At 65.8% G+C, this 13,717-nt stretch carries 9 protein-coding genes and 1 pseudogene; 6 read left to right on the forward strand and 4 right to left on the reverse strand.

Annotation, left to right across the window (positions count from 1 at the left end; genetic code table 11):
- Positions 1–724, forward strand: a pseudogene (acnA, locus tag AC1DJN_RS19090) (aconitate hydratase); the annotation flags it as partial.
- A gap of 120 nt (positions 725–844) precedes the next feature.
- On the opposite strand, the gene AC1DJN_RS19095 reads toward acnA, so the two are convergent.
- On the reverse strand, positions 845–2,395 hold the full coding sequence (locus AC1DJN_RS19095; protein ID WP_478039805.1) for a BCCT family transporter: 1,551 nt from the start codon (positions 2,393–2,395) through the stop codon (positions 845–847).
- Positions 2,396–2,565: 170 nt separating this feature from the next.
- Between AC1DJN_RS19095 and betI the strand changes: the two genes are divergently transcribed.
- The 5 genes from betI to AC1DJN_RS19120 all read left to right on the forward strand — a co-directional run bounded on the left by betI (position 2,566) and on the right by AC1DJN_RS19120 (position 9,422).
- Positions 2,566–3,156 carry a transcriptional regulator BetI gene (gene betI / locus AC1DJN_RS19100; RefSeq protein WP_025878951.1) on the forward strand — a complete coding sequence of 197 codons (591 nt, stop codon included), beginning with the start codon at positions 2,566–2,568 and terminating at the stop codon, positions 3,154–3,156.
- Between the two features lie 41 nt (positions 3,157–3,197).
- Entirely contained in the window at positions 3,198–4,670 is a 1,473-nt protein-coding gene (gene betB, locus AC1DJN_RS19105) for a betaine-aldehyde dehydrogenase (RefSeq protein WP_478039807.1), read from the forward strand.
- A 101-nt stretch (positions 4,671–4,771) separates the two neighbouring features.
- Positions 4,772–6,454, forward strand: a complete 1,683-nt coding sequence (betA, locus tag AC1DJN_RS19110) for a choline dehydrogenase (protein WP_025878949.1) — start codon at positions 4,772–4,774, stop codon at positions 6,452–6,454.
- A gap of 257 nt (positions 6,455–6,711) precedes the next feature.
- Positions 6,712–8,388 (forward strand): long-chain fatty acid--CoA ligase, encoded by a 1,677-nt coding sequence (locus AC1DJN_RS19115; RefSeq protein ID WP_478039809.1) that lies wholly within the window; start codon positions 6,712–6,714, stop codon positions 8,386–8,388.
- 161 nt (positions 8,389–8,549) lie between these two features.
- Complete coding sequence (locus AC1DJN_RS19120; protein ID WP_025878947.1) at positions 8,550–9,422, forward strand: crotonase/enoyl-CoA hydratase family protein; 873 nt, start codon at positions 8,550–8,552, stop codon at positions 9,420–9,422.
- Positions 9,423–9,527: 105 nt separating this feature from the next.
- Here the strand turns inward: AC1DJN_RS19120 and AC1DJN_RS19125 are convergent, their stop codons facing one another.
- The 3 genes from AC1DJN_RS19125 to AC1DJN_RS19135 form a co-directional block, all read right to left on the reverse strand.
- A complete protein-coding gene (locus AC1DJN_RS19125) occupies positions 9,528–11,699 on the reverse strand; it encodes a response regulator (RefSeq protein ID WP_032975476.1) in 2,172 nt (723 codons plus the stop codon).
- Entirely contained in the window at positions 11,696–12,841 is a 1,146-nt protein-coding gene (gene rpfG / locus AC1DJN_RS19130) for a cyclic di-GMP phosphodiesterase response regulator RpfG (protein ID WP_025878945.1), read from the reverse strand. The genes AC1DJN_RS19125 and rpfG overlap by 4 nt, the downstream gene beginning before the upstream one ends.
- Positions 12,842–13,044: 203 nt before the next feature.
- Positions 13,045–13,717, reverse strand: a 673-nt coding sequence (locus AC1DJN_RS19135) for an amino acid--tRNA ligase-related protein (RefSeq protein ID WP_478039811.1), incomplete at its 5' end; no start/stop codon positions are given.

Genomic DNA, 13,717 nt, shown 5'->3' on the forward strand with positions numbered 1-13,717 from the left:
CATCGATGATGTGCACGGCGCGCGGGTGATGGGCCTGTTCGGCGATTCGATCACCACCGACCACATCTCCCCGGCCGGCAACATCAAGAAGGATTCGCCGGCGGGCCGCTTCCTGCAGGAGCGCGGCGTGCAGCCGGCCGACTTCAACAGCTACGGCAGCCGCCGCGGCAACGATGACGTGATGGTCCGCGGCACCTTCGCCAACATCCGCATCAAGAACCTGATGTTCGGTGGCGAAGAAGGCGGCAACACCCTGTACTACCCGGCCGGCGGTGGCCAGCCGGAGAAGCTGGCGATCTACGATGCGGCCATGAAGTACAAGGCCGACAAGGTGCCGCTGGTGGTACTGGCCGGCAAGGAATACGGCACCGGCTCGTCGCGCGACTGGGCAGCCAAGGGCACCCWGCTGCTGGGGGTGAAGGCGGTCATCGCCGAAAGCTTCGAACGCATCCACCGCTCCAACCTGGTCGGCATGGGCGTGCTGCCGCTGCAGTTCCGCAACGGCGAAAACGCACAGTCGCTGGGTCTGGATGGCTCGGAAGTGATCGATGTCACCGGCCTGCAGGATGGCKCCAGCAAGCGCGCCACGGTCACCGCGACCAAGGCCGATGGCACGAAGAAGACCTTCGAAGTCTCGGTGATGCTGCTGACCCCGAAGGAAGTGGAGTACTTCCGCCACGGTGGCCTGCTGCAGTACGTGCTGCGCCAGCTGGCTGCACGTTGATCGAACGTACTGCGTAGGTAGAGCCAGGCCATGCCTGGCTGCGACAAGACAAAAGGGCCGGATCCTCAAAGATCCGGCCCTTTTCTTTGCTGCTCGCCGGGCGTGGCGGCCCGGCGCCACCTACCGCCGCGGCGCGTCCGGGTCGGTACGCAGCGCCTTGAGCAGGCCCCACATGTAGAACGCCAGGATGAACGAGAACGGCAGGCCGCACAGCACCACCGCCGTCTGCATCGCGCTGAAGTTGCCGGCCAGCAACAGGCCGACACTGGCCACGGTAATACCCGCCGCCCAGAACACGCGCAGCCAGATCGGCGCGTCATGCCCATCCTCCACGCCATCATCGACACGCCGGGTACACAGGTTGGCGATCATCAGCGTGCCCGAATCGACCGGGGTCAGGAACAACACGAAACCAATGACCACTGCCGCACCAGCGATGTACGGCGCCGCGGGCAAGTATTCCAGCAGCTTGAACAGGGTCATCGCCGCATCGTGCTGAGCCACCTGGCCCAGCACCGCCTGGCCATGGTTCAGCACCAGGTCGATGGCGGTGTTGCCGAAGATCGACAGCCAGGCCAGCGTGAAACCCAACGGGATCAGCAGCACGCCCATGATCACTTCGCGGATGGTGCGGCCGCGCGAGATGCGCGCCACGAACAGGCCCACGAACGGCGCCCAGGCAATCCACCACGCCCAGTAGAACAACGTCCACGAGCCCATCCACTCACGCCCCTTCGGGTCGTTGAGGTACATGTCGAAGCTCTTGCGCACGAACGCGCCCAGGTAGTCGCCGGTGTTCTGTACCAGGCCATCGAACAGGTGCAGGGTCGGGCCGGTCACCAGCACGAACAGCAGCAGCAGGCACAGCAGGCGCACGTTGAGGTTGGACAACCAGGCGATGCCCTTCTCCACGCCGGCGACCACGCCGATGGTGGCTACGACCATCATCACCAGCACGATGGCCACCAGCACCTGCGGCGTATCCGGGATGTGGAACAGGTAGACCAGGCCGGACTGCACCACCAGCGCACCGATGCCGAGGTTGGTGACCATCGAGATCAGCGTCGCGAGGATACCGAAACCATCGACCATGTCGCCGATGCGGCCATGGATGCGCTCGCCGAAGATCGGGTACAGCGCCSAACGCAGGGCCAGCGGCAGGTTGCGGCGGTAGGCGAAGTAGCCCAGCGCCACGCCGACCAGAGCGTACAGCGCCCAGCCATGCAGGCCCCAGTGCAGGAAGGTCAGCACCATCGCTTCGCGGCCCGCGGCGACGGTGCCGCCGGGCTGCCCGGGCGGGTTGAGGAAATGATCGAGCGGCTCGTAGGCGCCGTAGTACAGCAGCGCGATGCCRATGCCGGCCGAGAACAGCATCGACACCCAGGCCACGTAGCCGAACGCCGGCGATTCCTCGTTATGGCCCAGGCGGATGCGCCCATACGGCGAGAACGCCAGCCACAGCACGAAGCCCAGGCAGGCCACGATCAGCAGCATGTACCACCAGCCGAACGCCGCCGAGACCTCGGCCTGTGCCCATTGCAGCCAGTGCTCGCTGGCCTCCGGGAAAAAGACGGTCAACGCACCGAGGATGCCGATGGAGACCGACGAACTGAAGAACACGAAACGGTTCAAGCGCAGGGGCGAGCGCTTGGGATGAGCCAGGGAAGACATGGGGTCGTCTCATCAGTCCAAGGGGGCACATGGGCGGGGCCGGACCGGAAACCGGGCCCATGGCGTGGGGGCGCGACCGGCATCGTAGGGTTTATTGATTGAACGTTCAATCAATAAAAAGTATGATCTTCACCAGCCCGGCATTCCGGGTCGCAATCCGTGGAGAGACAATGCCGAAGAAAGGCGTGGAACCGGTCCGCCGCGAGCAGCTGATCCGGGCCACTTTCCAGACCATCGACGAGATCGGCATGGCCGATGCCACTGTCGCCACCATCGCAAGGAAGGCCGGCCTGTCCAGCGGCATCGTCGCCCACTACTTCGGCGACAAGGACGGCCTGCTCAATGCGGCGATGCGGCAGATCCTGCGCGAGCTGAAGGCAGCCGTTGCCCGCTATCGCGACGCCGCCGCCGGCGACGCACGTTCACAGCTTCGCGCCATCGTCGATGGCAACTTCGACGACAGCCAGACCAACGGGACCGCCATGCGCGTATGGCTGACCTTCTGGGCCGCCAGCATGCATCAGCCGGAACTTGCGCGGCTGCAGCGCGCCAACGACCAGCGACTGTTCTCCAACCTCTGCCATCAGTTCAACCGCCAGTTGCCGCATGCACAGGCACGCCTGTCCGCACGCGGGCTGGCCGCGATGATCGACGGCCTGTGGCTGCGCGGCAGCCTGGTCGGTGGTGACTTCAACGCCGACAAGGCGCGCCGCATCGCCTACGGCTACATCGATTTCCAATTGCAGGCCAACGCGCCCTGAGCGCGCCACGACCCCGCCCCATCCCTTCCAGGAGCAAGCCGATGACCACCCTGCCCGTGCAACAGCTGTACATCCACGGCCGCCGCGTCGACGCCACCAGCGGCAAGACCTTCCAGACCGTCAACCCTGCCAATGGCCAGGTGCTGGCCGACGTGCAGATCGCCAGCCAGGCCGATGTCGAACGCGCCGTTGAAAGCGCCAGCGAAGGCCAGAAGGTGTGGGCMGCGATGACCGCCATGGAGCGYTCGCGCATCCTGCGCCGTGCCGTCGAGATCCTGCGCGAGCGCAACGACGAGCTGGCCCACCTGGAAACCCTGGATACCGGCAAGGCGCTGGCCGAAACCACCACGGTGGACATCGTCACCGGTGCCGACGTGCTGGAGTACTACGCTGGCCTGGCCACCGCCATCGAAGGCATCCAGCTGCCGCTGCGCGAATCGAGCTTCTTCTATACCCGYCGCGAGCCSCTGGGCRTSGTSGCCGGYATCGGCGCSTGGAACTACCCGATCCAGATCGCCMTGTGGAAGTCGGCCCCGGCCCTGGCCGCCGGCAATGCAATGGTCTTCAAGCCGTCCGAAGTGACCCCGCTGACCGCGATCAAGCTGGCCGAGATCTACACCGAAGCCGGCGTGCCGGACGGCGTGTTCAACGTCGTGCAGGGCCCGGGCCGCGAGATCGGCAACTGGCTGACCGAGCACCCGGTGATCGAGAAGATCTCCTTCACCGGCGGCGTGGCCACCGGCAAGAAGGTCATGGCCAGCGCTGCGTCGTCGTCGCTGAAGGAAGTGACGATGGAACTGGGCGGCAAGTCGCCGCTGGTGATCTGTGACGACGCTGATCTGGACCGTGCCGCCGACATCGCGGTGATGGCCAACTTCTTCAGCTCCGGCCAGGTCTGCACCAACGGTACCCGCGTGTTCGTGCCGCGCAGCATGCTGGCCGCGTTCGAAGCTGCCGTGGTGGAGCGCGTCAAGCGCATCCGCATCGGCGACCCGATGGCTGAAGAGACCAACTTCGGCCCGCTGACCAGCTTCCCGCACATGGAAAACGTGCTGCGCTTCATCGAAAGCGGCAAGAGCGAAGGCGCGCGCCTGCTGACCGGCGGCGGTCGTGCTACAGACGGTGCCCTGGCCGAGGGCGCCTATGTGCTGCCGACCGTGTTCTCCGACTGCCGCGACGACATGACGATTGTCCGCGAAGAGATCTTCGGGCCGGTGATGAGCATCCTCGCCTACGACGATGAGGACGAAGTGATCCGTCGCGCCAACGACACCACCTTCGGCCTGGCCGCAGGTGTGGTCAGCAAGGACATCAGCCGCGCACATCGCATCATCCATCGCCTGGAAGCCGGCATCTGCTGGATCAACACCTGGGGCGAGTCGCCGGCGGAAATGCCGGTCGGCGGCTACAAGCAGTCCGGCGTTGGCCGYGAGAACGGTATCTCCACCCTCGGCCACTACACCCGCATCAAGTCGGTGCAGGTCGAACTGGGCGACTACGCCAGCGTGTTCTGACCGGCGCGTCCTGAGCACCGCCCATCGTCCGGCCACCGCGCCGATCCGACATTCCGCCGGGACGCCTGCATGCAGCGCGCCCGGCCTGCAGGAGAGCAACCATGAGCACCCATAACGAGTACGACTACATCATCATCGGCGCCGGTTCGGCCGGCAACGTGCTGGCCACCCGCCTCACCGAAGATGCCGATGTCAGCGTGCTTCTGCTGGAAGCCGGTGGCCCGGACTACCGGCTCGATTTCCGTACCCAGATGCCCGCCGCACTGGCCTTCCCGCTGCAGGGCCGCCGCTACAACTGGGCGTACAAGACCGATCCCGAGCCCTTCATGAACAACCGCCGGATGGATTGCGGTCGTGGCAAGGGCCTGGGCGGTTCGTCGCTGATCAACGGCATGTGCTACATCCGCGGCAACGCGATGGACTACGACAACTGGGCCGGCATGCCGGGCCTGGAAGACTGGACCTACCTGGATTGCCTGCCGTACTTCCGCAAGGCCGAAACCCGTGACATCGGCCCGAACGACTACCACGGCGGCGACGGCCCGCTGCGCGTCACCACGCCCAAGGCCGGCAACAACGAACTGTTCGCGGCGATGGTCGAGGCCGGCGTGCAGGCCGGTTATCCGCGCACCGACGACCTCAACGGCTACCAGCAGGAAGGCTTCGGCCCGATGGACCGCACCGTCACGCCGAAGGGACGCCGCTCCAGCACCGCGCGTGGCTACCTGGATCTGGCCAAGCCGCGCCCGAACCTGACCATCGTCACCCACGCGCTGACCGACCGCATCCTGTTCTCGGGCAAGCGCGCAGTGGGCGTGCAGTGGCTGCACAACGACCAGCCGCAGCGCGCCACCGCGCGCCGCGAAGTGCTGCTGTGTGGTGGTGCCATCGCCTCGCCGCAGATCCTGCAGCGCTCCGGCGTCGGCCCGGCCGACCTGCTGCGCAGCCTGGACATCGACCTGGTGCACCACCTGCCCGGCGTCGGCGCCAACCTGCAGGACCATCTTGAGATGTACCTGCAGTACGAGTGCAAGAAGCCGGTCTCGCTGGCCCCGGCACTGAAGCTGTACAACCAGCCGGCGATCGGCGCCGAATGGCTGTTCCTGGGCACCGGCATCGGTGCCAGCAACCAGTTCGAAGCTGGCGGCTTCATCCGCAGCGATGCCGAATTCGACTGGCCCAACCTGCAGTATCACTTCCTGCCGGTGGCGATCAACTACAACGGTTCCAACCCGATCAAGGCGCACAGCTTCCAGATGCATGTCGGCTCGATGCGCTCGCCCAGCCGCGGCCGCATCCACGTGCGCTCGAAGGATCCGCGCGAAGATCCCAGCATCCTGTTCAACTACATGTCGCACGACCAGGACTGGCGCGAGTTCCGCTCGGCAATCCGGATCACCCGCGAGATCTTCGCGCAGCCGGCGCTGGCTCCGTACAGCGGCCGCGAGATTTCGCCAGGCAGCGCGCTGCAGACCGACGCGCAGATCGATGCGTTCGTGCGCGAGCATGCCGAGACCGCCTACCACCCGTCGTGCTCGAACAAGATGGGCCACGCCGATGATCCGATGGCGGTGGTTGACGGCCAGGGTCGCGTGCACGGCCTGGAAGCCCTGCGCATCGTCGATGCCTCGATCATGCCGCAGGTGGTCACCGGCAACCTCAACGCACCGACCATCATGATCGCCGAGAAGCTGGCCGATGTGATCCGTGGCCGCGCGCCGCTGCCGCGCAGCACGGCTTCGTACTACAAGGCCAACGGCGCGCCGGTGCGCAACAAGAGCTGAGTCTCCGGCCATCGGAATCATCCGCCGGGCATGGCCCGGCGCTACCAGGCGGGCTTTGCCTTCAGTCGACGGGCATGGCCCCGCACAACGACGCGAGCATTGCCATGCGCCGGGCCATGCCCGGCGGCTTTTGGCGCATACGGCCGCGCAGTGTCCACCCTCTTCGCGTTTTCCCTACGGGACGGTATGCTGCGGAGAGCGGTTCTGGCGGATACTGTCCGCGCCGCACCCATCATTACGATTCCTGGAGGGGGAATATGAGTCTGGATCGTCCCTGGCTGCAGAGCTATCCGAAAGGCGTTCCCGCCGAAATCGACGTCAACGAGTTCCATTCGGTAGTTTCGGTCTTCGACGCCTCCGTCGCGAAGTACCGCGACCGACCGGCCTACTCCAGTTTCGGCAAGACCCTCACCTACGGTGAGACCGACGCCCTGGTCGAACAGTTCGCCGCTTACCTGCTGGGCGAGCTGAAGCTCAAGAAGGGCGACCGCGTCGCCCTGATGATGCCCAACTGCCTGCAATACCCGATCGCCACCTTCGGCGTGCTGCGTGCCGGCCTGACCGTGGTCAACGTCAACCCGCTGTACACCGCGCGCGAGCTGAAGCATCAGCTGGTCGATGCCGGCGTGACCGCGCTGGTGGTGGTGGACAACTTCGGCGACACCGTCGAACAGGTCATCGCCGATACCCAGGTCAAGCAGGTCATCACCACCGGCCTGGGCGACCTGCTCGGCGCCAAGGGCACGATCGTCAACTTCGTGCTCAAGTACATCAAGAAGATGGTGCCCAACTACCRCCTGAAGGGCGCGATCCGCTTCAAGCAGGCGCTCAAGCTGGGCAGCCGCCACACCCTGCCGAAGGTCGAGATCGACCATGACGACGTGGCGTTCCTGCAGTACACCGGCGGCACCACCGGTGTCGCCAAGGGCGCGATGCTGACCAACCGCAACCTGATCGCCAACATGCAGCAGGCCTCGGCCTGGATCAGCGCATCGGGCATCGAGATGGGCAAGGAATGGATCATCACCGCCCTGCCGCTGTACCACATCTTCGCGCTGACGGCGAACGGCCTGGTCTTCATGAAGTTCGGTGGCTGCAACCACCTGATCACCAACCCGCGTGACATGAAGGGCTTCGTCAAGGAGCTCAAGTCGGTGCGCTTCACTGCGATCACCGGCGTCAACACGCTGTTCAACGGCCTGCTCAACACCCCCGGCTTCGACACCGTCGATTTCTCCTCGCTGAAGGTGACCCTGGGCGGCGGCATGGCCGTGCAGCGTGCGGTCGCCGAGCGCTGGAAGAAGACCACCGGCGTCACCCTGGTCGAGGCCTACGGCCTGACCGAGACCTCGCCGGCGGCCTGCATCAACCCGCTTACCCTGGCCGAGTACAACGGCTCGATCGGCCTGCCGATTCCGTCCACCGATGCCTGCATCAAGGACGACAACGGCAACATCCTGGCGCTGGGCGAAGTGGGCGAACTGTGCATCCGCGGCCCGCAGGTGATGAAGGGCTACTGGCAGCGCCCGGAGGAAACCGCCAAGGCCATCGACGCCGACGRCTGGCTGCACACCGGCGACATGGCGAAGATGGACGAGCACGGCTTCTTCTACATCGTCGACCGCAAGAAGGACATGATYCTGGTGWSCGGCTTCAACGTGTACCCCAATGAAGTCGAGGACGTGATCGCGATGATGCCGGGCGTGCTGGAAGTGGCCGCGGTCGGCGTACCGGACGAGAAGTCCGGCGAGGTGGTCAAGGTGGTCATCGTCAAGAAGGACCCGAACCTGACCGCCGAGATGGTCAAGGAGCACGCCCGGGCCAACCTGACCGGCTACAARCACCCCAGAATCGTTGAATTCCGAAAAGAGCTGCCGAAGACCAACGTCGGCAAGATCCTGCGTCGCGAACTCCGCGACACGCCCGCCCCGTAAGGGTTTCGGGAAAGTTGAACGCGCTCAGGCCCGGGTCGGCAACGACCCGGGCCTTTTCGCATGCGCGGGCCCGGGGCCGGTGTAGCATCGCCGCGTGAGTGGACCGTTCGGCCCGCCGGCCACCACCTTGATCTGCGGGCCGCACCGCCGAGGACCCTTCCATGAGTACCATCGAAAAGCTGCCCAGCAGCGGCTCGCCCTATGCCACCATCCGCACCCAGGACAGCGCCGACGGCGCCGCACACTGGCTGTTCATGCACGCCGATGCCTCCACCGGCGTGCGTCCCTGCTGCCGCAAGGACATGCTGGACGAGATGTGGAGCTACATGAGCGCCATCACCCGCGGGCCGGCGCAGCGCCACAGCGGCCAGCTGCGCCATTTCGTGCTGGCCTCCGACGCCGCCGCCTACAACCTGGGCGGCGACCTGGACCTGTTCACCCGCCTGATCCGCGAAGGCAACCGCGACCTGCTGCTGACCTACGCCCAACGCTGCGTGGAGGGCGTTCACCACCTGCACACCGGCTTCGGCGGCGACGTCCGCTCGATCGCCCTGATCCAGGGCGATGCGCTGGGCGGTGGCCTGGAAATGGCCCTGGCCTGCCACACCATCGTGGCCGAGGAAGGGTGCGGCATGGGCCTGCCCGAAGTGCTGTTCGGCCTGTTCCCGGGAATGGGCGCCTACTCGTTCCTGTGCCGCCGGGTGGCGCCGCAGCTGGCCGAGAAGATCATCCTCGATGGCCGTATCTACAGCGCCGAGGAGATGCACGCGATGGGCGTGGTCGACGTGCTGGTCAGGAAAGGTGAAGGCCGCGGCGCGGTCGAAGAGATGATCCGCCAGCAGCAGCGCCTGCCGCAGTCGTACCTGGCAATGAAYGCCGCGCGCAACCTGGCACAGGCGGTCAGCTATGACGAACTGCTGGAAATCACCAAGGTCTGGGTCGATTCGGCACTGGCCCTGGGCGATCGTTCGCTGCGCACCATGGACCGTTTGATCAAGGCGCAGACCCGACGCGCCAATCTGGATGTGGCCTGATACGTTCCCCTCCCCCGCAGGGTTCAAGCCCGGCTGGCCACCGGGCTTTTTTTATGCGGCGCGCAGTCATCGACAACCCACCGCGCAGGCCCGGCAGGCCTGGCTCTACCGCTCGCCGTCGTCGGCCACGCCGCGTGCCTTGCGTTCGGCGCGCGCATCCAGCGCCTGCCGGCCTTCCTTGATGGCCCCCTGCAGCACCGCAAGACGCTGCCGCCATTCGGCCTTGAGCTGCCAGTCGGCCATCCGCATTAACTCACCGGCGCGGTTGGACGCGCGCACCAGGCCCAGGTTGCTGGCCACGCCCTTGATCGCGTGCGACTGCTCGCGGAAAGCACCCCAGCGTGCCGCTTCACCATCACCTTCGGCCTTGCGCAGGCACGATTCGGCATCGTCCAGGCACTGGCGGATGAACTCGCGCTCGAAACCCTCGCCCATTCCCAGCGACGCCAGCTCGTCAAGCACGCCGGTATCGAGCACGCCATCGAGGTTGGTGACGGTGCGCACGATCGGCGGCGCACTGGCCTTGAGCTGAGCGTTGTTGGCAATCTCGGCCAGGGTGTCCAGCAGTCGCACGGCCACCACGGGCTTGGCCAGGAACGCATGTGCACCGGCCTGGGTACAGCGCTGGATGGCTTCGGGAGTGACGTCGGCGCTGAGCACCAGCACCGGCGTGCGCGGGCCGCCGCCGGCCTGCATCACCCGCAGCTCCTTCAGCATGTCCAGGCCACTCATGCCCGGCATGTGCAGGTCGACGATGGCCGCATCGAACTCGCTTTCAGCCAGTGCGTCGAGCACCGCCTCGCCACCATCGACGCACAGCACCTTGTGCCCGGCCTTCTGCAGCAGCCGCTGCAGCACCATGCGGTTGGCCTCGTGGTCGTCGGCGACCAGGATCTGCATGCTGCGCACGCGCGCGCGATGGCGCAGGAACGGATCGGCGAAGGCGATGACGTTGCCGCCGGCACCGGTTTCGTCGCCAGCAGCAAGGGTCGGTACCGCACCCGGGACCACCGGCTGCGGCGGCGCGAACGGCAGCTCCACCCAGAAGTGGCTGCCCTGCGGCGGGTTGTCCAGGTAACCGATCTCGCCGTCCATGGCTTCCACCAGCCCCTTGGCGATGGTCGTGCCCAGGCCGGTACCCTCATGGCGGCGGGCCATGCTGACGTCGGCCTGCTCGAAGGCCTCGAACAGACGCGGACGCATCGCCGGTGCAACGCCGATGCCGGTGTCGAGAATGTCGAAGCGCAGCCGCACCCCACCCTGGGTGTCGGCGTGGACAACGCTGACGCGGATCTCGACCCGGCCGTGATCGGTGAACTTGACCGCGTTGCCGGCCAAGTTGAGCAGGATCTGCCGCAGATGCCCGACATCGCCGCGCAGGGTCGGCGGCACGGTCTCGGCCACCTTCACCCGGTAGTCCAGGCGCTTGGCCTTGGCCTGCGGCAACAGGATCAGGCCGATCGCCTGCATCACTTCGGAAAGAACGAAATCCTCGGCGACCACGCGCAGCTTGCCGGCCTCGATCGCCGAGATGTCCAGCACTTCCTCGACCAGCGCCAGCAGGCTGCGCGATGACGCCTGGATGGTACTCACGCACTCACGCTGCTCGTCATCCAGGCGCGTGGTCGCCAACACTTCTGTCATGCCATTCAATCCATTGAGTGGGGTACGAAACTCGTGGCTCATGTTGGCCAGGAATCGACTCTTGGCTTCGCTGGCGCGCCGCGCCTCGGCCATCGCTTCGGTCAACTGCCGCAGCAGCGTGGAAAAATACAGGGGAACCGCCGCCAGGCCAAGCCACAGGCCGATGGCCAGGCGTGCGTTCTGTTGCCAATAGGGGGTCGACAGCGCGGTACTGCCGAAGCTGACCATCGCCATCGCCACGGCCACATACAGGTAGTGGTTGCCGAAGCGCATGCCGTTGCCCACCGTCACCCACATCACCACGATGTAGACCCACGACAGCGGCTCGCCCATCTGGATCATGCCGGCAGCGATCAGGCCGTAGTCGGCCAGCATGCCCAGTACGCGGCGCGGATCGGAACGCTGCGGCCGCCACAGCAACCAGCCGAACAACAGCAGCGACAGACTCAGCCCCGTCAACACGATCGCCAGCACACCGACATACTGGGTGTGCGGCAGATCGTGCCGCGCCGAAGGCAGCAGCACGTAAGCCAGGATCAGGCTGATCAGGACGATGCGGACGATCTGCTGCCCGTGCTCGCTGTCCTGCCGCTGGGACAGGCGCAACCGCAATCGCGACAGCAGGCGTTTCACGCGCCCAGTCCCGGCCGTGCAGAGGCGGTGGAGTGCTCGGCGCAGATCTGTTCCAGCTGCTCACGGCCGCGCAGCAACGCGTCCACGCAACGCGGATCGAACAGGCGCCCGCGCTGGGCATACAGGTAGGCCATGGTGGCTTCCATCGTCCACGCTTCCTTGTAGGGGCGCGGCGAGATCAGCGCATCGAACACGTCGGCCACAGCGACGATGCGTGCCTCCAGCGGAATCGCATCGCCGACCAGGCCATCGGGATAACCACTGCCGTCGTAGCGCTCATGGTGACGCAGCGCGATCAATGCACCGACCTGGATGAAGCGGTTCTGGCTGCCGCTGAGCAGTTCATGGCCAATCCGCGGATGCCGTCGCATGATCGCCAGCTCCTCATCATTGAGCTTGCCCTGCTTGAGCAGCACCGCATCGGGAATGGCGATCTTGCCCATGTCGTGCAGCGGCGCGGCCATCTCGATCAGCTTGACGTCGTCTTCCGGCAGGCCCAGCTGCTCGGCGATCAGGCCAGCCACGCGCGCCATGCGCTCAAGGTAGGCACTGGTGCCGGCATCACGGAACTCGATCGCACGCGCCAGCCGCGAAAGCGTCTCGCGCTCGCGCTCCTCCACCTCGTGCATGCTGGCCAGCAGCCGCTGCTCCAGCGACAGCGCGCGCTGCTTCACGTTCTCGGTCTGCTGGCGCAGCTGCAACAGGTTGTAGCAGCGTGCGCGCAGTTCGCGCGGGCGGATCGGCTTGACCAGGAAATCGATCACGCCGGCTTCCAGTGCTGCCTGGCGGATCGGCTCGTCACCCACTACGGTGATCAGGATCACCGGAATATCGCGATGTTTCGGCAGCCGGCGGAAGCGGCGGGCGAACTCCAGCCCGTCCATCTCCGGCATGCGGTAATCGAGAAGCAGCAGGTCGACCGGGTACGATTCGCACCATGCCAACGCCGTCAACGGATCGCCGAAGTCATGCACGCTCAGTTCCGGCGCGATGTCCTCGATGACGTGACGGAGCATCGTCCGTGCGGAAGTCTGGTCATCGACGATGACGATGTTCAAGGCGTTCTCTGCCTGCTTTCTCGACCATGCTGAAAGGTCAGCGGGCGAGGATACCCCGCCGCTGTGCACGCTGGCACCCTGCATCGGCTCGACTCCCGTCACAAGCTCCCCGATTCATGATCGTCGTCACAATGTGAAGCGGATTCTCCACATCGCGGCCTCCCCTGACCCCATGAAGCCATAGCCGGTGTCAAGGTTGTGCAATAACGATACGCCGAGTGCGGGATGCGTCAATGGCGCCGTCTCAAACCGAGACGACGCGCACAAACGGACGCCGAAAACGCCGGTTACTGCTCCGGACGCATGTACGGGAACAGCAGCACGTCGCGGATCGAGCTGCTGCCGGTCAGCAGCATCACCAGGCGATCGACGCCGATGCCAAGGCCGCCGGTCGGCGCCATTCCGTACTCCAGCGCACGGATGTAGTCGGCGTCGTAGTGCATGGCCTCGTCATCGCCGCCTTCCTTCGCCGCCACCTGCGCCTGGAAGCGCTGGGCCTGGTCTTCCGGGTCGTTCAGCTCGGAGAAGCCGTTGGCCAGCTCCTTGCCGTTGACGAACAGTTCGAAGCGGTCGGTATAGCCCGGATCGTTGTCGTTGGCGCGGGCCAGCGGCGAGACCTCCACCGGGTGATCGGTGATGAAGGTCGGCTGGATCAGGGTGTGCTCGACGGTGGCTTCGAAGATCTCCAGCAGCAGCTTGCCCCAGCCGTAGGACGGCTTGACACGGATCTTCAGGCGCTCGCAATGGTGCAGCAGCGCGTCACGGTCGGTGCAGTCGGCCGCGGAGATTTCCGGGTTGTGGTGGCGCACCGCCTCGTCCATGCGCCAGCGGCGGAACGCCGGGCCCAGGTCGATGTTGGCGCCGTCCCACTCAACCACGGTGGTGCCGTTCACCGACTGTGCCACGTCACGGATCACGCCTTCGGTCAGGTCCATGATCTCGTTGTACGTGGCATAGGCC

Source organism: Stenotrophomonas sp. 05L414_2 (assembly GCF_056397905.1).